This window comes from Colwellia demingiae (genome assembly GCF_007954275.1).
Lineage (GTDB): Bacteria > Pseudomonadota > Gammaproteobacteria > Enterobacterales > Alteromonadaceae > Colwellia > Colwellia demingiae.
The window spans coordinates 22,163-45,443 of the sequence record NZ_VOLT01000018.1; the positions used below are offsets into that span (position 1 = coordinate 22,163).

Genomic DNA, 23,281 nt, shown 5'->3' on the forward strand with positions numbered 1-23,281 from the left:
TGGGACTAAATCAAAAAACGAGTGCCTTAGTCAAGGTACTCGTTTTTTAATAGCTAAAATATCAATGTTAAAAGAAAAAGAAAGTAAAACGAAATTCAAAACAGACAAGAAACATCAAAACGAAACAAGAACGAAATAAAACCGAAATACAAACGAAACATCTTGCAATGCAATTGTAGTAAACTTACAATCACAATCTCGAAAAAGTCACTAATATGGCTTGTTAAACAAGTGTATCTTGTAATATTCGTACAAAATTCAGCTTTTACATCTATTAGTGTTTAAAAAACAACTTTAATCAAATTATCCTGTCAGATAAAGGTGCTATTTGCTATAATTTTGTTATCTGAATAAAAACTTTCAACCTTAGCAACAAAAACTTATCTAGGAGTAAGTAAATGGCTTTAATTTCAATGCGCCAAATGCTCGATCATGCGGCAGAATTTGAATACGGTATTCCAGCATTTAATGTAAATAACTTAGAGCAAGTACGTGCAATCATGCTTGCCGCTAGTGATACTGATAGCCCTGTCATCATGCAAGCATCTGCAGGTGCCAGAAAATACGCCGGCGCGCCTTTTTTACGCCATTTAATTTTAGCGGCGATTGAAGAGTTTCCACATATTCCAGTGGTTATGCATCAAGACCACGGGACTTCTCCTACGATTTGCCAACGTTCAATCCAATTAGGTTTTTCATCAGTAATGATGGATGGCTCATTAATGGATGACGGCAAAACTCCAAGTAGTTATGAATACAATGTTGACGTAACACGTCGCACTGTTGAAATGGCACACGCTTGTGGTGTTTCTGTTGAAGGCGAATTAGGTTGTTTAGGCTCGCTTGAAACAGGCATGGCTGGTGAAGAAGACGGCGTTGGCGCTGAAGGTGTTTTAACAAAAGAACAAATGTTAACAGACCCTGAAGAAGCAGCTGACTTTGTAAATAAAACCCAGGTAGATGCACTTGCTATTGCTTGTGGTACTTCTCATGGTGCTTATAAATTTACACGTCCACCTACAGGCGATATTTTAGCGATTGATCGTATTAAAGCAATTCATCAACGTATCCCACATACTCACTTAGTGATGCATGGCTCTTCATCTGTACCACAAGATTGGTTAGCTGTTATTAATGAGTTTGGTGGAAAGATCCCTGAAACTTACGGTGTACCTGTTGAACAAATTCAACATGGTATTAAAAATGGCGTACGTAAAATCAATATAGATACAGATTTACGCCTTGCTGCTACGGGCTCTATTCGTCGTTTCTTAGCAGAAAATCCAAGTGAATTTGATCCACGTAAATTTTTACAAGTATCTACAAATGCTATGTACGACATTTGTAAAGCACGTTATGAAGCATTTAATACTGTTGGTAATGCCAGCAAAATCAAGCCAATAAGTCTTGATAACATGTTTGATCGTTACCAACGTGGTGAGCTTAAAGCTATCATCAAGTAACATCATCGATACAAAGTAGTTACAATAATACCAAGTCCATTAAATTTGTTCCCACTCAGAGCTTACCAGCGGTTTGAGAACAAATAGAATTTTTTTGCATATAGTTACTCTATATGAAAGAAATTTTGTGCGGTTATCTAATTGCTGGAAAGCTCCCGAAGGGCGAGTTTAAAAGGCTTATATGCCGCGTTATTAATTTTGAGAAGGGAATAACCATTCTCTACAATCAATGCCTTGCCTCTAAGTCTTTTAACTCTCGCTGAGTGAGAAGAAACTTATTGGAATTGGTATAACTATTAATTAAAAGGGCTTAGGCCCTTTTTTTATGCTCGAAATAAACAAGCTAGTTAGGTATAATCGACTTAATATAATCACGTTTCATTTCTATTAAGTAATTTTTTCAAGATGTTTTCTCGTTTCATTCTACTACCCATTTTTGCAATTTATTGCGCGTTACCTACGCTGTCTAATGCTCAAGAGCAAAAAATAGAGACAAATTCTGCTAATGCTTCAGACATATTATTTAGTCTTGAAAAAGCTGACGAGTCTCAACAACCTTCATCTGGCACTTTGTTTACCGCCTCAGCACAACTTGGTTTGCTTTACTTAACGGGGAACACCCGTAGTGCCGATATCAAAACAGGTTTGGATTTACGCTTTGAAAGAGGCCTTTGGCGAAGTTTCTTTGTTTTTGATTTATTAGTTAAAAAAACTGAAACTGAAGATGAAGTAAGTACCAATGACATCCAAAAAAACTTTGAAACTACCGATCAAAAGTGGAGTATTACTTCGCAAACTAACTACACCCTTGATGCAGTAAAGCAAAACTACATCTATGGTAGTGTCTTTTATGAAGAAAATCGTTTTTCTGGTTTTGACTCACAAGCGTCAATATCAATGGGTTGGGGGCGCCGTTGGTTTGAAAACAAAGATGCTAGTTTTGATGCCGATGTAGGTCCCGGTTTTAAGAGGGACGTTACCCAACTTACGACTGAAGAAATAGCTTTAGGTATGACAAATAAAACTCAAGACACTCTTATTCTACAAGCACAAGCACTGTATATAAGAAAGATGAATGAGCATATTGAGTTTAAACAACTATTCGTTGTAAAACACGCGATAGAACAGGGGCAAAACAGCATTTACAAAGCTGAAAGTTCAATTACTAGTAGGTTAATTGATTCGCTGCAACTTAAACTTAACTTCGTTATCGATTACAACTCAAAAGTTGATGATGATAAAGAAAATTTAAATACGGAAACTTCTGCAGTACTTATTTATAGTTTTTAATTGCCTCATGAGTTGTGCAGCCAAAATTTTTAGCTGCCTAACTCAAATGAATGCTGCTTAAATTTCTGTAAATCGTTAGATAACAGCTCAACACTTTGCTCATCAATCATGTAAGTAAAAGTGCAAATCCCTGATTCACTAAATTCGTAACAAACGCTGAGAAAGTCTCTTCCTTGCTTGGTGCTATACAAACCAAATTTGAAAGTAACACCATTCATCCATTCAGAGACATATTCATTGATTGGTAAAGTTAAGAGGTATTTATCAGGAGTCTCCTGTTTTTGCCATTGGCGGTACTTATCAATAGCATACTCAACATCATCAACTTCTGACTCGTTTATCCACAAAGGATAAGTTACATTGAAACTACTGTTATTAGTACTAATCGGTGAACTACTGCCCTGAGCTGAATATAATAAGGTGCTGCCAGAAACTAAACCAGTTTGGGCCACTTTTAAACGGGTTTGCTTGTTAAGGTAATTATTCGTGTGAGCGCTGTACTCAGAAAAGCTCACCTTTGTTTCCGTATGATTTTCTGTATATCCACCTATGGAGCCGCAACTCGATAGTGATAATGCGGTAATAGTTATAGCAATATTCGAATTCATGGTCGTTTCTTAAAATGATATTGAGTCTTGACGCACTGTTAAGGTAATAATTTTATTCTCACATTAACTAGGCACTGATAATGACTACCATTCTAGCGTCACAAAAGAGTGTAACTGTTGAAAATCGTAACCTTGGCGTAAAGAACTGTAGTAAAGAATGAAAGATTAATTAATCAAAACATCATTATTGAGTTTTTTGCCACTGCTCGAATCCTTTTTTTATTTTCTTAATTGTTTCAGCTTTAGTTCCAAGGCTTAGTGCCATGCAATGTTCAGCACTTTCACCTTTTGATATTTCTAAGCCTGACATAAGATTCAAATCTTCTGATCCAAGTAAACCTAAGCGATAGTTTAGTGATTCTTTAGACTGAATAACAACATCTATCCTCCCTTTAATTAATTTTTTCAGGTTTGTTTCTTCATTAGAAGATATATCTAGATTCACTCCCTCTTGAAATCCTTGTTGTAGAAAGTAACTGTGGCTATTATCTCCACGCATGATACCTACTACACTTGTTTTTAATGCCTCTAAAGAATCTATATTGATCTCATTCGACGCAAGTTTATACACATGAATTGGGGTGGATTTATAGAGGGGGCAAAACCAATGAAATTTTGACTCTCGCTGCTTTGTTCTATAAATGGAATAAATAAGTATATTAGGATTGGTTGTTGCTAAATGAAAACTTCTTGCCCATGGATAGACATCTATCGAATATTTAATATCGGTGTATGCCAGTATTTCCCTTATATTACTGGTAACTATTCCTGAGACTTCCTGGCCCTTTAAAATAAAAGGCGGCCAGTCTTCTGTTACCACTTTTAGTTCCTCTTCGTTGGACCGTGCAGTAAAAGAAAGAAGTAAAAATATAATTAACAGTGAATTTTTCATTGCAACTCTACATCTAGGTTTAATGTGTGAAATCAATATAATAAATTGTATCATTTAAATTATCATCTCCATTAAAAGTATTAAGTTTCGTTCACAAAAACTAATTTTTTCATTTTAGATAACTGACGATAACTACCTCAATCCCTCTATTTAAAAGAACTATTACTTAATGAGTTCCTTTTTCAGTGTTTAGGACAATAAAACAAAGTTTACTTTGCTAATCAATCCAGCTTTGCCCTAAAATAACCGCAATTATATTTTCCTCCAAATAAAAAGGTATCTACATGGCTCAGCCACTACCAGATAAATTCATCATGTCGATGAATCGAGTTTCTAAAGTAGTTCCACCCAAGCGCACTATTTTAAAAGATATTTCTCTTTCATTTTTCCCAGGCGCTAAAATCGGTGTCTTAGGTTTAAATGGCTCAGGTAAATCTACCTTGCTTCGTATTATGGCTGGTGTTGATACTGAATTTGAAGGTGATGCGGTTGCATTAGCAGGTACTAAAATTGGCTACTTGCCACAAGAACCTCAACTTGATGAGAATCAAACTGTGCGTGAAGCTGTTGAAGAAGCGGTTTCGACAGTTAAAAATGCTATGGCACGTTTAGACCAAGTCTATAACGAGTATGCTGAAGAAAACGCTTACTTTGACGCCCTAGCAAAAGAGCAAGGCGACCTCGAAGATATCATTAATGCGCAAGATGGTCATAATATTGATAACGTATTAGAACGTGCCGCTGATGCATTACGTTTGCCAGAATGGGATAAAAAAATTGCAGTACTAAGTGGTGGTGAACGACGTCGTGTCGCACTTTGTCGCTTATTACTTGAAAAACCAGACATGTTATTACTCGATGAACCAACCAACCATTTGGATGCTGAATCTGTTGCATGGTTAGAGCGCTTCTTACATGACTACCCTGGTACTGTGGTAGCTATCACCCATGATAGATATTTCTTAGACAATGTTGCTGGCTGGATATTAGAGCTTGATAGAGGCCACGGTATTCCTTATGAAGGTAATTACTCATCTTGGTTAGAGCAAAAAGATGCTCGTCTTGAGCGAGAAGGTAAAACCGAAAGTGCATTACAAAAAACCATTAAGCAAGAACTTGAATGGGTACGCTCAAATCCAAAAGCACGCCAATCAAAAAGTAAAGCCCGTATGGCTCGTTTTGAAGAACTTAATAGCCAAGATCATCAAAAACGTAACGAGACTAACGAGCTTTACATTCCACCTGGACCTCGTTTAGGCGATAAAGTACTTGATGTTAATAACTTAACCAAATCGTTTGGCGATAGAGTACTTATTGATGACTTAAGCTTTAGCGTACCTAAAGGTGCTATTGTTGGTATTATCGGACCAAACGGTGCAGGTAAATCAACACTCTTTAAAATGATGTCTGGTGCTGAAAAACCTGATTCTGGTGAAGTAGTATTGGGCGATACAGTTAAGCTTGCCAGCGTCGATCAATTCCGTGATGACATGGATAACAGCAAAACCGTTTACCAAGAAATCTCACAAGGCCATGATATTTTACAAATTGGTAATTTTGAAATCCCAAGCCGTGCTTATTGTTCACGCTTTAACTTTAAAGGTAACGATCAACAAAAGATCATTGGTGAGTTATCCGGTGGTGAACGTAACCGTGTGCATTTAGCCAAGTTAGTGCAAACAGGTGGAAACGTATTACTGCTCGATGAACCAACCAACGATTTAGATGTTGAAACTTTACGCGCATTGGAAGAGGCGATATTAGAATTCCCTGGTTGTGCCATGGTTATTTCCCATGATCGCTGGTTCTTAGATCGCATTGCTACTCATATCCTAGATTACCGAGATGAAGGTCAAATCAACTTCTTTGAAGGTAACTTTACAGATTATGAAGCATGGTTGAAGAAAACTTTAGGCCCTGCAGCAACTGAACCACACAGAATTAAATACAAAAAAATAGGGTAAACACTAAATAAAAACAGCCGTTACTAGTACGTTAGTAATTTTGCTGTGATTTGTTAATGAGTTTACCGATAAAAGCCAGTTAAAACTTGATTTTAACTGGCTTTTTTGTGCCCTGTAATTTTTTACTTTTCAATAAAATAAGGCTATGCTGAAGCCAATCGATGACAAAAGTCATTATCCCGGTTGGAAAATAGACATGGAAAATAGACGACAATTTACTCGTATTTTATTTTCAATAAAAGCAGAGATAGCAATTGAAAATAATATATACCATGTGTCTATTCATGATATATCACTTAATGGTGCCTTAGTTACTGCCATTGAGAGTGAACAACCCTTAAAAGGTAAAGTAGGCACCTTACACTTTTTATTATCAGACAATGAATCAGAAGTGAACATGAACATTGCGGTTGTTCACGAAGAAGAAAACGAAACAGGTTTGCAATGTAATGCTATTGATATTGACAGTGTTACTCATTTACGTCGTTTGGTTGAACTCAATCTAGGTAATAGCGAACAACTGAATAAAGAACTAAGTCAGTTATCACGTATAAACTTAAATTAAGTTATTGATTATACTTACATTTTAGTTTAAATTTAAATTAGTAAAAGTTTTCCAGCTTTTCTACCCAAACCTTTTAGGAGTCTTAATGAATCATCTAATCATCTCTTGTATTGGCCCTGATCAAACAGGTCTAGTAGACACTTTATCTAAAGTTATTTCCAAACATCAAGGCAACTGGCAAGTGAGTAGTCTGCATCATTTATCTGGCTTTTTCGCCGGCGTAATTGAAGTAGCCGTGGCAAGTGAAAAAAGTGAAAGCTTAATCAGTGCATTAAAAGGCATTAAAGGATTAAGTTGCCAAATTGAAGTGGCAGAGCCTAACATACCCGACGTTATTAGTAATTTAGTACTAGAGATTACGGCTAATGATAGAGCAGGCATTGTACAAGAAGTATCTTCTGTTATTCATCATCAAAATGGTAACTTAATCAAGCTAGTAAGCTCAAATGATAGCGCGGCTCATAGTGGCCAAGATATTTTTAAAGCGAAAGTACAAATTGCTATTGATGATAAATCTGTGGATCACCTTATCAGTGCATTAGAGCAAATCGCAGATGACTTGATGGTAGATATTTCCCGCTAGTGTTTCTAGGTAGTAGTGCTTAGTAAGACGGCTGTGCTATCAACCTTTAATTTAAATGTATGCTAATCAAAAACGAGTGCCATAAGCACTCGTTTTTTATGTCTATTTTACTTGCCAATAGTTAATAAATAAGGGGGTACTACTCTCTAAGAGGCTATCCTAGGATAAAGTTTCCAAAAATTTTGCGGCTTTATTAATATCTCGGCTCCGTTTCATATCAGGTAAACTTTTTAAGAAAGTTTCACCATAAGGTTTATTCACCAACCTATCATCACAAATAACTAGCACACCACGATCACTAACATCGCGAATAAGTCGCCCTACCCCTTGCTTTAACGCGATAACCGCTTGAGGTAATTGAATTTGAGTAAAAGGCTCTCCACCTTGACGCCTTACATCTTCACACCGAGCTTGCAACAGAGGATCGTCCGGCGAAGCAAAAGGTAACTTATCAATAATCACGCAAGTGAGCTTATCACCACGAACATCAATACCTTCCCAAAAGCTAGCCGTAGCCAGCAGTACAGCATCGCCTTGTTCGACAAATTGCTCGAGTAGCTTTCGCTTAGCCATTTTACCTTGCACTAATAAGGGGTTATCAATACTTTCAGCCAAAATTTCTGCAACCTGGTGCATTACACGATAACTGGTAAAAAGCATGAAACAGGCACCTTTACTGGCTTTAATCAACGGTTCAGCTAACTCAGCTAACTTTAAGGCACGATTTTTATCATTGGCCTGCGGCAAATAACGCGGCACAACAAGCTGCGATTGTGCTTGGTAATCAAACGGACTATCAAGTAATAATTGTTTAGCGTCTTGTAAACCTAAGTGTTTAGCAAAATGATTAAAGCTATTATCTACAGCTAATGTTGCCGAGGTAAAAATCCAACCAGCACCAGATTCTTTCACAAAGGTATTAAATTTTTCACTAACATTTAAGGGTGTTTGATGTAATACCACACTCCGCGGAGTGGTTTCATACCAGAAGCTCATACCATATGCTTCAACATTTGCCATCACGTCATATTGAGCAAGTAAATTAACAGCACGGTCAAAACAATTATCTATGGCTTCATTTCTTGAAACACACAGTTTTATCACTTGATATAGAAAATCTAAATCAATTTTTAGGTTAGCGAATTTTTGCTGAAATTGAGCTTGTTTATATTTTTCTCGCCAATTGCCACGTTCCGGATCATAATTAAATAAGAGGCGAAATTCTTGGCAAGTCTTTTGTAGCTTTTCGGCTGCTAGACCTAACTGTTTGACATCAGTTAAACTACTGCGGTGTACTTGTAATACGTCGGTACATAAATCAACGAGTTGCTTACTAGAAAATGCCTCGCCAAAATATTCACTCGCGATATCTCCAATTTGATGCGCCTCATCGAAAATCATCACTTGAGCCTTAGGAATAAGCTCACCAAAACCAGTATCTTTTAGGGCCATATCAGCAAAAAACAAATGATGATTCACCACAATAATATCGGCATCACTTGCTTTTTGACGAGCTCTAACTAAATGACATGCTTCATAGTCTGGGCAGTCTCTTGCCAAACAGTTATCCAAGGTACTCGTTACAAAAGGAAAAATACTGGAGTCTTCACTGACATTCACTAGTTCGCCAATATCGCCACTTTGCGTGCCATTTGCCCAGGTTTTTACTTTAACTAAATCTTGCAACATTTGAGCATCAAGTTGACCTCGACTATCTTGATACTGTGCTAACCGATAGTTACATAAATAGTTTGCACGACCTTTTAATAAAGCGACTTGCGCATTACTCGCTAGCGCCTTTTTTATTAAGGGAATATCTTTATGAAAGAGTTGCTCTTGCAGGTTTTTAGTCCCGGTTGAAACCACGATCTTTTTCGGATTTTTCGGATTTAACGATAAAAAGGCAGGGATTAAGTACGCAAAAGTTTTTCCGGTACCTGTTCCTGCTTCAACAATAAGCGATGATTGCTTGTCTATTGCATGGGCAACATCAAGCGCCATATCAGTTTGTGCCTGACGCGGCGAGAAGCCTTTAATGGCTTTAGCTAAAGCGCCTTCTTGAGAAAAGGCTTGGCTAACTTGGTTAACGTTGTTTTCGGTCATGTAAAACGAGAGGACACAAATGAGTATTTATGCAGAGAGTATACTTAACAACAGCTTAAGCATAAAGATCTAAGTGCTTAGTATCGTCGTTATTACCATTGTTAGATTTTTCAACGTTAATCTCTTTTTCGTCCTGCTTTGAAGCAACTTCATTATTTATGCAATCAGTATTCTTTTTCTCATCTTGCTTTTGCTTGGCATGCTGCTCTTGCTCACTTCCTTGCACGCTGGAGTGGTATTGATCGTCTTCCGAAGTAAAATAATACTCATGGTTTTCAATATGATCAGAGTCTTGGCTAAGTTTACTGTTAGCAGCTTCTTTGAGTAATGCCTTAACCTTTAAGCTTGCTGGCTTAATCGGTACAGGGACTACACGTGTTAGTTGAGTAGTAAAAATATCCATTCTTAGTTCCTCCGCAATTTAAAAGTCGCAAATAAATAACTATACCCAAACTTGTTGAAAATGCGTATTTCAGGTAGCTTGAGTATATATTGCAATACCATGTTATCGACTATTATCTTAAAATCTTTAGGCTATAAATTTTAACTGGTCCACACAATCAATTTAGAGTAATAACTTTAAGCAAGATTCATATAACAAATCATAATAAAAAACCCTTATTTATTACTTGCAGGTACCTTAATTAAACAGTAGTGTAAACAGCATCAAAACAAATTATTTTTCTACCTGTTAATTTAATTTTAGATTACCATCAAGTTAACAGCAAATGACCTACTATTAGAGACTTTTTAACCATGATTATTAACCTGAATCGCCGACATCATCACCATCACTACAACTAGCCCATTCAGGTTTACTTAATAAGTAAATTACTGAAGGGCAACTGGCCTTTCAGTGGTTTAAAAAAGCATAATATATCCTCTTAATAGAAGTAATTATAATTGCTAAACCCCCGAAAGAGTCACGACTCTCTCGGGGGTTTTCGCATTTTAGCGAATAATAAATTGTATATACATGACGAATTTTAAGATTAAAAACGATAGGAATTAACATTATGAGCACATCAGAGCCACGTTTACGCATTGCCATGCAAAAATCAGGACGCCTAAGTGAAGACACCCAAAAACTACTTAAGCTTTGTGGATTAAAGTTGAATTTGAGCGATAGAAGATTATTAGCTCATGTAAGCAATATGCCTATTGATATTATGCGTGTGCGCAGTAGCGATATTCCCGGTTTAGTTATGGACGGCGTTTGTGACTTAGGCATTGTGGGTGATAACACACTCGAAGAAGAAGAATTAGATCGTCAATTAAAAGGCAATAAGTCTGACTACATTCGCACTACCTCTTTAGATTTTGGTGGCTGTCGCTTCTCAATTGCCATGCCTGAAGAATTTGAATACACGGGTTTAGCATGTTTAGACGGCTTACGTTTTGCCACAACTTACCCGCAATTATTAAATCGTTTTGCTAAAGCTAACGGTATTAATGTTGAGTTTTGTTTGTTAAAAGGCTCGGTTGAAGTAGCACCTCGCGTTGGCTTAGCTGACGGTATTTGTGATTTAGTTTCAACCGGCGCAACGCTTGAAGCTAATGGCTTGAAAGAAGTAGCTGAAGTTTTCCGTTCAAAAGCGTCACTGATTCAACGAGCTGATCCATTGTGTGAAGAAAAACAAGCTATCTTAGATACATTATTACCACGTGTTCATGGCGTAATGAAAGCGAAAGAAAGCAAATATATTATGCTACACGCGCCAAAAGATAAAATAGCTGAAGTCAGCAAATTAATGCCCGGCACAGAAACACCAACTATTTTGCCACTTGCTGAACGTGACAATATGGTTGCTGTACATGTAGTAGCAACAGAGACATTCTTTTGGGAAACTATGGAACAATTGAAAGCTTTAGGTTGTCACTCTATCCTAGTGATGCCAATTGAGAAGATGATGGGCTAAATAAGCAGTATACTTGAAACTTCAGCGGTATTGTCTGCGTTGTTCGTTGCCATCACTTAGTACACTAAGCTCAGGCAACTCACAACTTGACAGCTTTGCTGAAGTCACAATTATTTAGCTTAGTTTCTCAGACAATTATATTGAAAATATTAATACCGAGACATAATTATGATAAATCAACTTATCAAGTGGCAAGAGCTTTCACCGCAACAAAAAAATAGTGCCCTTGCTCGACCGGCTATTGCCGATAGCGCACTATTATCAACGCAAGTTTCTAACATCTTATCGCAAGTTAAAAATCAAGGTGATAAAGCTATTCTTGCGTTAACTGAGCAGTTTGATGGTATAGCACTTAGTACTTTATCCGTAAGCTCAGCGCAAGTTGCCCAAGCAAAACTAGCATTAACAGATAAACGCTTAAAAGCTATTCATACTGCGTATAAGCAAATAAAATCATTTCATAGCGCGCAAACAGCTTCTGACATTACCGTTGAAACAATGCCTGGTGTTAAATGCACATTGAAAACAGAAGCTATTGAAAGTGTTGGTTTATACATTCCAGCAGGCTCTGCACCATTACCTTCTACAGTATTGATGTTAGGTGTACCTGCACAGCTTACTGGCTGTCAACGTACCGTGCTTGTTTGTCCTCCGGATAAAAATGGCCAATTAGCCGATGAAATATTAGTGGCTGCCGATCTTTGTGGTATTACAGAAATATATACCGTTGGTGGTGCACAAGCGATTGCTGCACTCGCTTACGGCACAGAAACAATTCCTGCAGTGAATAAAGTCTTTGGACCGGGAAATCGTTATGTTACTGAAGCTAAAACTCAGTTATCACAACAAGTCGCAGGTTTCGCTATTGATATGCCAGCAGGTCCTTCTGAAGTATTAGTAATCGCCGATGGGCAAGCAAACCCAGCCTTTATCGCTGCTGATTTATTATCACAAGCTGAGCACGGTGTAGATAGCCAAGTAATATTACTCAGTGATAGTGAGTCTTTAATCACAAAAGTATCAACTGAATTAACGCAGCAACTTACCTTATTATCTCGCTGTAAAATTGCAGAACAAGCATTAAAGCAATCTCGCTTAATTCTGACTAAAGACTTAGCGCAGGCTGTTGAAGTATCTAATGAGTACGGACCCGAGCACTTGATCATTCAAACAGAAGATGCTCCAACATTACTCAGTAAATTACGCAATGCAGGTTCGATATTTGTAGGTGCTTATACGCCAGAATCTGCGGGTGATTACGCCAGTGGTACTAACCATGTTTTACCAACCTATGGTTACTCAAAAGTTATTTCGAGCTTATCTTTAGCTGACTTCTCTCGACGCTTTACTGTACAAGAGATAACGAAAGCGGGTTTACAAAGTTTAGCTGAATGCATTATTGAGTTAACGGATGCTGAAGGTTTAGACGCGCACCAGCGCGCGGTAACCATTCGCTTAGAAGAAGGTAGTTAGTTATGACCTCGCTAGTAAATGACGCATCAGAAAGTAATACATTAAAAACTAATACCTTGATAGATAAGTTAGCAAGAGAAGAGTTAGTAGATATGGTGCCTTATCAATCTGCTAGACGTCTTTTTGCAAGCGGTGATAATGAGCAAGCTAATAGCAGAACTTGGTTGAATGCCAATGAAGCGCCCGGTCAAGGTCAGTATCAATTAAGCAGCGAGAATATCAATCGTTACCCTGACTTTCAACCGCAAGCACTATTAAATGCTTATAGTAATTATTGTAACTTGCCTGTTGATAATATACTGGCAACTCGCGGCGCAGATGAAGGTATTGAATTAATTATTCGTAGTTTCTGTCGTGCTTATCAAGATAGCGTCCTTATCTGCCCACCCACTTATGGTATGTATGCTATCAGTGCAGAAAACCACGGTGCTGGTATTATTAGCGTACCCTTAGTTAATACCGCAGAGGCAAAGTGTCAGCTAGACCTTGAAGGGTTGAAGCAACAAGTAGGAAAAGCAAAAGTTGTCTTTTTATGCTCACCAGGAAACCCTACAGGTAACACCTTACCATCAGCACAAATTAAAGCTGCAATTGAGATTTTTAAAGACAGCGCCATGGTTGTTGTAGATGAAGCCTATTATGAATATACCAATAAAGAATTGGGTGCTGAGCAAGTAAATAATAAACTCATTAGCCAATGTGATAACGTGATTATACTAAGAACCTTATCAAAAGCTTTTGCCCTAGCAGGGTTACGCTGTGGTTTTACCTTATCGAGTAAAGAAGTTATCACACTACTAAGTAAGGTTATTGCGCCTTACCCTATTGCAGCACCTGTTGCTGAAATTGCCAGCAAGGCATTAACGAATGATTTAGGCGTTATGCAAGCTAGAGTAAATTCTGCCAATAGTTTACGTGAGCAGTTGAGTGAATGGCTGAAGCAAAAAAAGTGGTGTAGCGATGTTTTTAACAGCGATGCTAACTTTGTATTATTTCGTTGTAATAATATCGATGAGAAAAACAAAGTATTTAACTTATTGGTAGAACATAACATCTTAATTCGTGATCAGTCTAAGCAGCTACAGCTTGATAATTGCCTTCGAATAAGTATTGGCAGTAAAGAAGAAATCACGCAGCTAAAGCAGCTATTAGACACACTATAAGTAAAGTTAACGCGGCATTACAAGTGGCGTAACAAACATAATGAAGAGCATTTTATGAGTAATACACAAGAGAAAATATTATTTATCGACCGTGATGGTACCTTAGTGGAAGAGCCCGCTATCGATAAGCAGCTTGATACTTTGGAGAAACTTGTATTCGAACCTAATGTCGTTGCAGAGTTATTAAAACTGCAAGCGAAAGGTTTTAAACTAGTGATGGTTTCAAACCAAGATGGGCTAGGAACAAAAAGCTTTCCACAGGCGGACTTTGATTTACCTCATAACAAGATGATGGACTTCTTTAGCTCTCAAGGTGTACATTTTCAAGATGTATTGCTTTGCCCTCATTTTGATGAAGACAACTGTAATTGCCGTAAACCTAAGCTTGGTTTAGTGAGTGAGTACCTTCAGCAAGGTCGTGTAGATTTCGCTAACTCTTTTGTTATTGGCGATAGAGAAACAGATATGGGACTTGCTGCTAACATGGGTATCGTTGGCATCAAATATGATCCCGAGACATTAAATTGGGCTCAAGTTAGTGATCAAATTATTACCCAGTTAGAACAACCAAGAATAGCCACTGTTACGCGTACAACCAAAGAAACTGATATTACCGTTACGGTAAACTTAGACAAAGCAGGTCAAAGCAGCATAGACACTGGTTTAGGATTTTTTGACCACATGTTGGATCAAATATCGACTCACGGCGGCTTTAGCTTAACCTGTAACGTTAGTGGCGATTATCATATTGATGAACACCACAGTGTTGAAGATACAGCGCTTGCCTTAGGCCAAGCATTAAAGCAAGCACTAGGCAATAAACGTGGTATTAACCGTTTTGGCTTTGTAATACCAATGGATGAATGTCGTGCTGAGTGTGCCATCGACCTTTCTGGTCGTCCTTGGTTGGAGTTTGATGCAGACTTTACCAGTGATAAGGTTGGCACCATGTCGACACAAATGGTTCCTCATTTTTTCCGCTCTCTTGCTGACGCAATGTTAATAACATTACACTTATCAACAAGTAAAGGTAATTGTCATCACCAAGTTGAGAGTCTATTCAAAGTTTTTGGTCGCGCATTAGGTCAAGCTATCAAGGTTGATGGGGATGCAATGCCAAGTTCAAAGGGTAGTTTATAATGACAAAGGTAATGACTTCAGCAAAAAATGTCATTGTAGATACCGGCTGTGCTAATTTATATTCTGTTAAGTTTGCCATTGAGAGACTTGGCTTTGAGGTAACTATCACTGATGATGTAACGATAATACAACAAGCTGAAAAAGTTATATTCCCGGGTGTTGGTAGCGCTAAGCATGCCATGAAAAACATTAAAGCTAAAAATTTAGTGACTGTTTTACAAGGCTTAACTCAACCAGTACTTGGCTTTTGTTTGGGCATGCAGTTAATGACAGAGTCCTCAACCGAAGGTAACAGTGATGACAATGCAAGCAACATAGTTCCTTGCCTAAATTTGATCCCAACAAACGTTGAACCATTAAAAGCACAAGGAAATAGATTGCCACATATGGGCTGGAATACACTCACCCAAGTAAGCAATCATCCTGTTTTTAAGGGGATATCTGAAGGCGATTACTTCTATTTTGTGCATAGCTTTGCAGCACCCGTAAGTGAATACACCATTGCAAGTTGTGAGTACGGCAGTACTTTTTCTGCTGCTATCGCGAAAGATAACTTTATCGGTTGTCAATTTCACCCTGAACGCTCTAGTGCGTTAGGCAGTAAAATAATTAAAAATTTTCTCGAGTTAGACTCTACAGAACTCAATCAGGAGCTTGTAAACTTATGATGATCCCAGCAATTGACCTCATCGGTGGTGAAGTTGTTCGTTTATACCAAGGCGATTACGCTCAAAAAACAAATTACCAATATACGGTACAAGAACGTCAGCAAGCCTATGCTAAATCAGGTGCTACTGTTATGCACTTTGTTGATTTAGATGGCGCCAAAGACAGCACGAAACGTCAACTAGAAACCTTAAAAACAGTTGTTAACCACCCTTCTATGATTATTCAAGTAGGTGGTGGTGTTCGTTGTGAAGATGATGTAAAGCAGTTATTAGCGCTCGGCGCAGATCGCGTTGTTATCGGTAGTTTAGCTATCAAGCAACCTGAACTAGTAACACAATGGGTGAAAACCTACGGCTGTGAAAAAATTGTATTAGCGCTAGACATTAAAATTGATGCACAAGGCAATAAAACATTACCTACACATGGCTGGATTGAAGATAGCGGTGTGAACCTAGAAGATTTACTTGCGCAATACCAAGATGCAGGCATCAAGCACGTACTATGCACTGATATTAGTAAAGACGGTACGTTAACGGGTACTAATGTTGATTTATACTCTGAGGTTTGCGCTAAATATCCTGAGATTGATTGGCAAGCTTCAGGTGGTATTGGTAGCTTAGATGATATTAAAGCCCTGATTCCTACCGGTGTTAGCGGCGTTATTTTAGGTCGTTCATTGTTAGAAGGAAAATTCACGCTTGAAGAAGCAATCGCTTGTTGGCCAACTACCTCAGCAAATAACGCTGTAAGTAAGACAGGTGATAAATAATGTTAGCCAGAAGAATTATTCCTTGTCTTGATGTTCGTGATGGCAAGGTAGTAAAAGGTGTACAATTTCGCAATCATGAAATTATTGGGGATATCGTGCCTTTAGCAAAAAAATATGCTGAAGCAGGAGCCGATGAATTAGTTTTTTATGATATTACCGCAAGCAGTGATGGCCGTGTAGTAGATAAAAGCTGGGTAAGCCGTATCGCAGAAGTTATTGATATTCCTTTCTGTGTTGCCGGTGGTATAAAAAGCGAAAACGACGCCAAAGAAATATTAATGATGGGCGCTGATAAAATTAGTATCAACTCCCCTGCATTGAGAGATCCTGACTTAATCACACGTTTAGCGGATGTTTTTGGTCAGCAGTGCATTGTAGTTGGCGTTGATAGCTTTTATAACAAAGACACTGATGAATATCAGGTGTATCAATTTACTGGTGATGAAAAGCGCACTCAACAAACAGGTTGGAACACATTCGACTGGATTGAAAAGGTTGTTAGCTTAGGTGCTGGTGAAATCGTATTAAATTGCATGAACCAAGATGGTGTTCGTCAAGGTTATGATATTGAGCAGTTAAAACAAGCTAGAGCAAAATGTAGTGTGCCTTTAATCGCTTCTGGTGGTGCTGGTACTATTGAGCATTTTAGTGATGTTTATCAACAAGCCGATGTTGATGGTGCGCTCGCTGCATCTGTTTTCCATAAAGGTATTATTCCGATTAAAGATTTAAAAACCTACTTAAAAGAACAAAATATTGAGGTAAGACCATGTTAGTAACTAACGATAATATAAATGATTTGGCATGGCAGAAAATGGATAACCTTATTCCTGCTATTATTCAGCATGCCGCGACAGGTGCAGTGTTAATGCAAGGTTATATGAACCAAGCCTCTTTACAAGCAACCCTAACAACGGGAAAGGCAACGTTCTTTAGCCGTTCAAAACAAGCATTATGGGTAAAAGGCGAAACTTCCGGCAACTTTCTAGAAGTTAAACAAGTATTAACTGATTGCGACAACGATAGTTTACTTATTGCTTGTGAACCTATTGGTCCAAGTTGCCACCTAGGGACTGAGTCTTGTTTCCCTGAGCAAAAGCTTACTCAACAAAATTTTCTCAGCCAACTTGAGCAAGTGATTCAACAACGAAAAGATGATGATCCTAAAGAGAGTTACACTGCTCACTTATTCTCTCGCGGTACCACTAAAATGGCTCAGAAAGTAGGTGAGGAAGGTGTTGAAGTAGCACTTGCTGCTGTCGCTGAAACTAAAGAAGATTTACTAGGTGAATGTGCGGATTTGTTCTATCACACCTTGGTATTGCTGGCTGATCAAAAAATTGAACTCAGTGAGGTTATGGAAGTGTTGCAAACACGTCATAACAAATAATACCTTAGTTTTTTTACTGAACTTCTAAGTTACTTTATTATATGCCGGCATCCTTGATATCTTTATAGAACAAGGATGCTAGTATTTATCACCAGTAAAAAATTTATAATCTAATCGCGTTCCTTTATTGTAAATTATCCCATGATACTTATTTTGTGTGATTAGCTAACACACTACCCATTGTTACCATTTTTCCTCGCAAATATTCCTATTCTAAGTTAATTATTATTCTTATTTATATCCTTGATGAGATCTACATTGAACAGCTACAACATGCTGTGAACTAGGCAGACATATTATCTCTTGAACCTAAATCATTCTTCATTATAATAGCCGGATAGTTTACATGGAACATTACGTGCTAAGGAGGGGTTATGTTAAAGCGTAGAGCAATTAAAAAGTACGGAAATCAACTATTACCCAAGCTACAAAAACGTTATGGCGAACAAACTTTTTATAATGCCAGCCAAGTCAGATCGACCATTTATCAATGTAACTTCAATCCGAGCTATTTGCCACTTGGTTATCTACTCTTTCTTGATTCGTGTGCATTAAATAAAGTCACTGCGACTGAATTCCCTGAACTGTGTATGAGAAAATACAAACAAGAAATCAAAGACTACCTTAGTGACCGTAAGTATTATGGTTACCTTAAACTTTTAAACCTGTAATAATTATGACAATAAAAACTATTTGGCAAACTAAAAAATTCACAGAACTCTCCCTTAACCAATTATATGATGTACTAAAATTACGTGTAGATATTTTTGTTGTTGAGCAGACTTGTTTCTATCCTGACTTAGATAGTGATAGAGATTTGCTAGATAGGCATCCTCAAACACTACATCTATTGGGTTATCAAGCAGAGCAACTTGTTGCTTATCTCCGTATTTTACCGAAGGGGCAAAATTACCCTGATAATGTAAGCATTGGACGAGTTGTAACAGCAACTAAAGCAAGAGGTGGTGGTTTAGGTCATCAGCTGATGACAGAAGGTATAACGCGGTGCCAGCAACATTTTCCTAATGAAAATATAAAAATTTCAGCACAGCAACATTTAAAAGCCTATTACCAGCAACATGGGTTCACTCAGGTATCAGAAATGTACCTAGAAGACGACATACCGCACATAGCTATGATTCGACGATGTAGTTAAGCATGAGCTAACATAGAAACAAAAAAACTCGCTTATGCGAGTTTTTTATTAACTAAATGGCTATAACTTAAGCCAGTTGAGCTGATAATAACTGGTTAACTTTTTCAACGGCTTGTGTGCCATCAATTGTTAAATAACTACAGCTACCTGATTTAGCTTCTGTTTGGTAGAAATCTACCAATGGCTTAGTTTGCTCGTGGTAAATAGCTAAACGCTTACGTACTGTAGCTTCTTCATCATCTGGACGAATAGATAAATCATCACCGCTTACATCATCTTTACCTTCCACTTTTGGTGGGTTGTAAACAAGGTGATAAACACGACCTGAGCCAGAATGTACACGACGGCCAGCCATACGTTCAACAATCACTTCATCTGGTACATCAAATTCAAGAACGTGGTCAACAACAATACCACTTTCTTTCATTGCATCTGCTTGTGGAATAGTGCGAGGAAAGCCATCAAGTAAAAAACCAGCTTTACAATCTTCTTGAGCTACTCGCTCTTTAACTAATCCGATAATTAAATCGTCAGAGACTAATTGACCAGCATCCATTACGGCTTTGGCTTTGTTACCTAGCTCCGATCCTGCTTTAATAGCAGCACGTAGCATATCGCCTGTTGAGATTTGTGGAATACCAAATTTAGCCATTAAGAACTGTGCTTGTGTGCCTTTACCAGCGCCTGGAGCACCCAATAAAACAATGCGCATATTATGTAACCTTAAATTGATGGTTGAAGTGTGGAAGTAAATATTACCTTTGCTCAATAGCATAAATATTCATTTGATCGAACAAAGGTAATATTTCTTGTCTTTACAATAAAGTCGCTGACACTATACAAGTTAGGCTATGTGCAAACAAGTGGTGAAAGGGCCGATTGATCAAAAAAGGAGGTGTTTCATGCATGAAACCCTCCTTTTTAAGACTAAAGTACTAGCAAAAAATTACGTTAAGATTACATAATTTACTTAGTTAGACTTAACATTAACTTATTCAAGCGTGAAACAAAGCTTGCTGGATCTTTTAAACTGCCGCGTTCGGCCAACATCGCTTGTTCAAATAATACCTCAACCCACTGGTTGAACATATCATCATCTTGCTCATCAGCTACATGCTTAACCAGCGCATGTTCACCATTAATCTCAAAGATAGGTAAGGTATCAGGTACTTCTTGACCAACCGATGCCATTAGCTTAGCCATTTGGCTACTCATATCGTCATCATCAGCAACAATACACGCTGGAGAATCAGTTAAGCGTTGAGACAGTTTAACTTCTTTAACTTTGCCGTCTAAGCTCGTTTTAATGCGTTTAACAACAGAGTCATATTCTTTCTCAAGTTTCTCTTGAGCCTCTTTTGTTTCTGCATCATCCATATCGCCAAGATCAAGTCCACCGCGAGTAACTGATTGCAGTTGCTTACCATCAAACTCTGTTAAATGGCTTACTAACCATTCATCAATACGATCTGACATTAATAATACTTCAATGCCTTTCTTACGGAAAACTTCTAAATGAGGGCTGTTTTTTGCCGCTTCAAAACTATCAGCAACAACAAAATAAATTTTGTCCTGACCTTCTTTCATACGTTCTATATATGAAGCTAACGATACATTTTGCGTAGTGGAATCTTCATTAGTAGAAGCAAAACGTAATAAACCAGCAACTTGTTCTTTATTTGCATGGTCTTCAGCTGGACCTTCTTTTAATACTTGACCAAATTCATCCCAAAACCCTTGGTACTTATCTGCATCTTTATTACCTAATTTCTCAAGCATTTTTAAAACGCGTTTGGTACAGCCCTTACGAATCGCTTGAGTAATCTTGTTATCTTGCAATATCTCGCGAGAAACGTTCAAGGGTAAATCGTTAGAATCTAAAAGACCTTTTACAAAACGTAAGTAAGTCGGCATGAACTGTTCAGCGTCATCCATAATAAATACACGTTGTACAAACAACTTCAAACCATGTTGTTTTTCACGGTTGTACATATCAAATGGAGCTTTAGTTGGTACATATAAAAGAGAAGTATATTCTGTTTTACCTTCTACTCGATTATGTTCCCACAATAAAGGGTCACCGAAGTCATGAGACACGTGCTTATAGAATTCTTTATACTCTTCATCTGTAATATCAGCTTTTTCACGCGTCCATAAAGCAGTAGCCTTATTAACAGGTTCCCAAACAGCAGGGATAGCATCAATTGCCTCGACAGCTGGTCTTGTTACCTTATCATTCTCATCTGTTACTTCAGGTACTGCATCAACAGCAGGAACTTCTGCAGTTAACATTTCAACTGAAACAGAAATGTGATCTGAATACTTAGTAACAATAGACTTTAAACGCCAGTCATCCGCATATTCTGATTCATCTTCTTTTAAATGAAGAATAATGTCAGTACCACGATTAGTCTTCTCAATTTGAGCCGTAGTGAATTCGCCTTCACCTGCACTAATCCACTCAACACCATCAGTAGAGCTATTGCCAGCTTTACGGGTACGAACAGTTACCTTATCAGCAACAATAAATGCAGAGTAAAAACCAACCCCAAATTGACCAATAAGTTGCGAGTCTGAAGCTTGATCACCAGATAACTGAGAGAAAAACTCAGCAGTACCTGATTTAGCAATAGTACCAAGATGTTCAATAACCTCTTCTTGGTTCATACCTATACCGTTGTCTGAAATAGTAATCGTATTATTTTCTTTATCACAACTAACTCGTACACGTAAATCGCCATCATTCTCATAAAGAGCATTATCTGATAATGCTTTGAAACGAAGCTTATCTGCAGCATCAGCAGCATTTGAAACTAACTCACGCAAAAATATTTCTTTGTTTGAATATAGTGAGTGGATCATTAATTGTAGTATTTTGGCGTTGTCCGATGCGAACGCATGATTTTGTACTTGATTAGTTTCTGACATCTAAAATATCTCCGGTGAAAAATTATTAATGTACTTTTAAAAAGTTGTTAGAAAGTATGTGGGGCTGAGGATAGAAAATTCAAGGGATAACTATAAATGCTGATCAATTGATAATACTAAAAGTAATAAACTAATGGCTATTCAACTTCATGGTTAAAGCTAATTTATTTATTTTTATTTCACTAAGCATGATCAAAACTAGTATTTATCTAAGATAGGAAGGAAAATTCAACATTAAAGGGAAAATACCGGAGTAGGTTGCCCTACTCCGGAAATGTATACTTGCGATAAATGATTGACAGATCAGGTTTACCAATAAGTATGCAGTTATTAATTTGTTGCTTAGGGAGTAAACCACAATTTATTAACTGGTTCACATTACCTTATAGCGTAAGTAATACAAACAGTTTATTTCTAATATACTAGTACATTTTAGCATAACTAAGCAAGTTAATTGAATATGTATTCGCACAACCAAGTGTAAAACAATACCCTAACCCCATATAAAATATGACTTTTAACCACCATAACCATCAAAAAACATTTAGTTACGAATTTTATATTTATTTAATTACAAATAGCAAAGATCCCGACTCTTTCAAATCTAGCTTTTGTGTATCATTTAGAGAGTGAAGTCTAGAATATCATATGCCCAAATAGGCTTAACAGGCCTGAGTCATACAACCATCGGCGTAACTGTCATATGCTTAACCATTAATAGGAACTTTTTCAAATCCCAAACAGCAAAAAAACCGTAGCATTAGCTATGGGTTTCTTTAAAGTGAAATTGAGAATATCTTACGCTCACATCCGCTTAACTTACATGAGTCACACACACTACTCATCGGCGTCATTCTATTTACTTACGTAACGGTAAAGTTCTTCAAATCCCAGACAGTAAAAAGCCCGACTCTATCGAATCGGGCTTCTTTAAATAGAAGTATAGCAATGTCTACTCTCACATGGGCTTAACTTACATGAGTCACACTACTCATCGGCGTCATTGAATTTACTTACGTAATGGCAAAGTTCTTCAAATACCAGACAGCAAAAAGCCCGACTCTATCGAATCGGGCTTTTTTAAATAGAAGTATAGCAATGTCCTACTCTCACATGGGCTTAACTAGTTTGAGTCACATTCCCCATCAGCTGAATCTTTTCAAATCCCAGACAGCAAAAAGCCCGTTACTTTCGTAACGGGCTTCT

At 37.6% G+C, this 23,281-nt stretch carries 21 protein-coding genes; 15 read left to right on the forward strand and 6 right to left on the reverse strand.

The window, feature by feature from the left end; genetic code table 11:
- Positions 1-398 precede the first annotated feature (398 nt).
- Positions 399-1,463: a class II fructose-bisphosphate aldolase gene (gene fba, locus ESZ36_RS21740; protein ID WP_146791784.1), complete on the forward strand. Its 1,065-nt coding sequence runs from the start codon at positions 399-401 to the stop codon at positions 1,461-1,463.
- A 405-nt stretch (positions 1,464-1,868) separates the two neighbouring features.
- The gene (locus ESZ36_RS21745) at positions 1,869-2,753 is read left to right on the forward strand and encodes a DUF481 domain-containing protein (protein ID WP_146791786.1); all 885 of its coding nucleotides are present in this window, start codon (positions 1,869-1,871) and stop codon (positions 2,751-2,753) included.
- Between the two features lie 29 nt (positions 2,754-2,782).
- Here the strand turns inward: ESZ36_RS21745 and ESZ36_RS21750 are convergent, their stop codons facing one another.
- The gene (locus ESZ36_RS21750; protein WP_146791788.1) at positions 2,783-3,361 is read right to left on the reverse strand and encodes a hypothetical protein; all 579 of its coding nucleotides are present in this window, start codon (positions 3,359-3,361) and stop codon (positions 2,783-2,785) included.
- Positions 3,362-3,545: 184 nt separating this feature from the next.
- Positions 3,546-4,253: a substrate-binding periplasmic protein gene (locus ESZ36_RS21755; RefSeq protein ID WP_170235918.1), complete on the reverse strand. Its 708-nt coding sequence runs from the start codon at positions 4,251-4,253 to the stop codon at positions 3,546-3,548.
- 284 nt (positions 4,254-4,537) lie between these two features.
- On the opposite strand from ESZ36_RS21755, the gene ettA reads away from it, so the two are divergent.
- The 3 genes from ettA (at position 4,538) to ESZ36_RS21770 (ending at position 7,365) form a co-directional block, all read left to right on the forward strand.
- Positions 4,538-6,217 carry an energy-dependent translational throttle protein EttA gene (gene ettA, locus ESZ36_RS21760; RefSeq protein ID WP_146791792.1) on the forward strand — a complete coding sequence of 560 codons (1,680 nt, stop codon included), beginning with the start codon at positions 4,538-4,540 and terminating at the stop codon, positions 6,215-6,217.
- Positions 6,218-6,413: 196 nt separating this feature from the next.
- On the forward strand, positions 6,414-6,782 hold the full coding sequence (locus ESZ36_RS21765; protein WP_146791794.1) for a PilZ domain-containing protein: 369 nt from the start codon (positions 6,414-6,416) through the stop codon (positions 6,780-6,782).
- 85 nt (positions 6,783-6,867) lie between these two features.
- Positions 6,868-7,365 (forward strand): glycine cleavage system transcriptional repressor, encoded by a 498-nt coding sequence (locus ESZ36_RS21770; RefSeq protein ID WP_146791796.1) that lies wholly within the window; start codon positions 6,868-6,870, stop codon positions 7,363-7,365.
- A 159-nt stretch (positions 7,366-7,524) separates the two neighbouring features.
- Here the strand turns inward: ESZ36_RS21770 and yoaA are convergent, their stop codons facing one another.
- Positions 7,525-9,468 (reverse strand): DNA repair helicase YoaA, encoded by a 1,944-nt coding sequence (gene yoaA, locus ESZ36_RS21775; protein WP_146791798.1) that lies wholly within the window; start codon positions 9,466-9,468, stop codon positions 7,525-7,527.
- Between the two features lie 55 nt (positions 9,469-9,523).
- The gene (locus tag ESZ36_RS21780; RefSeq protein ID WP_146791800.1) at positions 9,524-9,871 is read right to left on the reverse strand and encodes a hypothetical protein; all 348 of its coding nucleotides are present in this window, start codon (positions 9,869-9,871) and stop codon (positions 9,524-9,526) included.
- A gap of 613 nt (positions 9,872-10,484) precedes the next feature.
- Between ESZ36_RS21780 and hisG the strand changes: the two genes are divergently transcribed.
- The 10 genes from hisG to ESZ36_RS21830 all read left to right on the forward strand — a co-directional run bounded on the left by hisG (position 10,485) and on the right by ESZ36_RS21830 (position 19,147).
- Entirely contained in the window at positions 10,485-11,387 is a 903-nt protein-coding gene (gene hisG, locus ESZ36_RS21785) for an ATP phosphoribosyltransferase (protein ID WP_146791802.1), read from the forward strand.
- A 168-nt stretch (positions 11,388-11,555) separates the two neighbouring features.
- Positions 11,556-12,860, forward strand: a complete 1,305-nt coding sequence (gene hisD / locus ESZ36_RS21790; RefSeq protein ID WP_146791804.1) for a histidinol dehydrogenase — start codon at positions 11,556-11,558, stop codon at positions 12,858-12,860.
- Between the two features lie 2 nt (positions 12,861-12,862).
- Positions 12,863-14,023 carry a histidinol-phosphate transaminase gene (hisC, locus tag ESZ36_RS21795; RefSeq protein WP_170235919.1) on the forward strand — a complete coding sequence of 387 codons (1,161 nt, stop codon included), beginning with the start codon at positions 12,863-12,865 and terminating at the stop codon, positions 14,021-14,023.
- A gap of 54 nt (positions 14,024-14,077) precedes the next feature.
- Positions 14,078-15,163, forward strand: a complete 1,086-nt coding sequence (gene hisB / locus ESZ36_RS21800; RefSeq protein WP_146791806.1) for a bifunctional histidinol-phosphatase/imidazoleglycerol-phosphate dehydratase HisB — start codon at positions 14,078-14,080, stop codon at positions 15,161-15,163.
- Between the two features lie 11 nt (positions 15,164-15,174).
- On the forward strand, positions 15,175-15,831 hold the full coding sequence (gene hisH, locus ESZ36_RS21805; RefSeq protein ID WP_146791826.1) for an imidazole glycerol phosphate synthase subunit HisH: 657 nt from the start codon (positions 15,175-15,177) through the stop codon (positions 15,829-15,831).
- A complete protein-coding gene (gene hisA / locus ESZ36_RS21810) occupies positions 15,828-16,601 on the forward strand; it encodes a 1-(5-phosphoribosyl)-5-[(5-phosphoribosylamino)methylideneamino]imidazole-4-carboxamide isomerase (protein ID WP_146791808.1) in 774 nt (257 codons plus the stop codon). Before hisH ends, hisA begins: the two co-directional genes overlap by 4 nt.
- Positions 16,601-17,377 (forward strand): imidazole glycerol phosphate synthase subunit HisF, encoded by a 777-nt coding sequence (hisF, locus tag ESZ36_RS21815; protein ID WP_146791810.1) that lies wholly within the window; start codon positions 16,601-16,603, stop codon positions 17,375-17,377. Before hisA ends, hisF begins: the two co-directional genes overlap by 1 nt.
- Positions 17,371-17,991 (forward strand): bifunctional phosphoribosyl-AMP cyclohydrolase/phosphoribosyl-ATP diphosphatase HisIE, encoded by a 621-nt coding sequence (hisIE, locus tag ESZ36_RS21820; RefSeq protein WP_146791812.1) that lies wholly within the window; start codon positions 17,371-17,373, stop codon positions 17,989-17,991. Before hisF ends, hisIE begins: the two co-directional genes overlap by 7 nt.
- 374 nt (positions 17,992-18,365) lie before the next feature.
- A complete protein-coding gene (locus ESZ36_RS21825; protein WP_146791814.1) occupies positions 18,366-18,662 on the forward strand; it encodes a DUF6559 family protein in 297 nt (98 codons plus the stop codon).
- Between the two features lie 5 nt (positions 18,663-18,667).
- Entirely contained in the window at positions 18,668-19,147 is a 480-nt protein-coding gene (locus ESZ36_RS21830; RefSeq protein ID WP_146791816.1) for a GNAT family N-acetyltransferase, read from the forward strand.
- A gap of 67 nt (positions 19,148-19,214) precedes the next feature.
- Here ESZ36_RS21830 and adk read toward each other — a convergent pair whose 3' ends face one another.
- Positions 19,215-19,859, reverse strand: a complete 645-nt coding sequence (adk, locus tag ESZ36_RS21835; protein ID WP_146791818.1) for an adenylate kinase — start codon at positions 19,857-19,859, stop codon at positions 19,215-19,217.
- Positions 19,860-20,113: 254 nt separating this feature from the next.
- On the reverse strand, positions 20,114-22,075 hold the full coding sequence (gene htpG / locus ESZ36_RS21840) for a molecular chaperone HtpG (protein WP_146791820.1): 1,962 nt from the start codon (positions 22,073-22,075) through the stop codon (positions 20,114-20,116).
- Positions 22,076-23,281 lie beyond the last annotated feature (1,206 nt).

Coding starts and splice junctions, on each gene's coding strand:
- ettA (WP_146791792.1), top strand. CDS start 4,538: ATGGCTCAGCCACTACCAGATAAATTCATCATGTCGATGAATCGAGTT.
- ESZ36_RS21750 (WP_146791788.1), bottom strand. CDS start 3,361: ATGAATTCGAATATTGCTATAACTATTACCGCATTATCACTATCGAGT.
- ESZ36_RS21780 (WP_146791800.1), bottom strand. CDS start 9,871: ATGGATATTTTTACTACTCAACTAACACGTGTAGTCCCTGTACCGATT.
- hisA (WP_146791808.1), top strand. CDS start 15,828: ATGATGATCCCAGCAATTGACCTCATCGGTGGTGAAGTTGTTCGTTTA.
- hisF (WP_146791810.1), top strand. CDS start 16,601: ATGTTAGCCAGAAGAATTATTCCTTGTCTTGATGTTCGTGATGGCAAG.
- hisB (WP_146791806.1), top strand. CDS start 14,078: ATGAGTAATACACAAGAGAAAATATTATTTATCGACCGTGATGGTACC.
- ESZ36_RS21830 (WP_146791816.1), top strand. CDS start 18,668: ATGACAATAAAAACTATTTGGCAAACTAAAAAATTCACAGAACTCTCC.
- ESZ36_RS21825 (WP_146791814.1), top strand. CDS start 18,366: ATGTTAAAGCGTAGAGCAATTAAAAAGTACGGAAATCAACTATTACCC.
- hisD (WP_146791804.1), top strand. CDS start 11,556: ATGATAAATCAACTTATCAAGTGGCAAGAGCTTTCACCGCAACAAAAA.
- hisIE (WP_146791812.1), top strand. CDS start 17,371: ATGTTAGTAACTAACGATAATATAAATGATTTGGCATGGCAGAAAATG.
- htpG (WP_146791820.1), bottom strand. CDS start 22,075: ATGTCAGAAACTAATCAAGTACAAAATCATGCGTTCGCATCGGACAAC.
- yoaA (WP_146791798.1), bottom strand. CDS start 9,468: ATGACCGAAAACAACGTTAACCAAGTTAGCCAAGCCTTTTCTCAAGAA.
- hisG (WP_146791802.1), top strand. CDS start 10,485: ATGAGCACATCAGAGCCACGTTTACGCATTGCCATGCAAAAATCAGGA.
- ESZ36_RS21745 (WP_146791786.1), top strand. CDS start 1,869: ATGTTTTCTCGTTTCATTCTACTACCCATTTTTGCAATTTATTGCGCG.
- fba (WP_146791784.1), top strand. CDS start 399: ATGGCTTTAATTTCAATGCGCCAAATGCTCGATCATGCGGCAGAATTT.
- ESZ36_RS21755 (WP_170235918.1), bottom strand. CDS start 4,253: ATGAAAAATTCACTGTTAATTATATTTTTACTTCTTTCTTTTACTGCA.
- adk (WP_146791818.1), bottom strand. CDS start 19,859: ATGCGCATTGTTTTATTGGGTGCTCCAGGCGCTGGTAAAGGCACACAA.
- ESZ36_RS21765 (WP_146791794.1), top strand. CDS start 6,414: ATGGAAAATAGACGACAATTTACTCGTATTTTATTTTCAATAAAAGCA.
- hisH (WP_146791826.1), top strand. CDS start 15,175: ATGACTTCAGCAAAAAATGTCATTGTAGATACCGGCTGTGCTAATTTA.
- hisC (WP_170235919.1), top strand. CDS start 12,863: ATGACCTCGCTAGTAAATGACGCATCAGAAAGTAATACATTAAAAACT.
- ESZ36_RS21770 (WP_146791796.1), top strand. CDS start 6,868: ATGAATCATCTAATCATCTCTTGTATTGGCCCTGATCAAACAGGTCTA.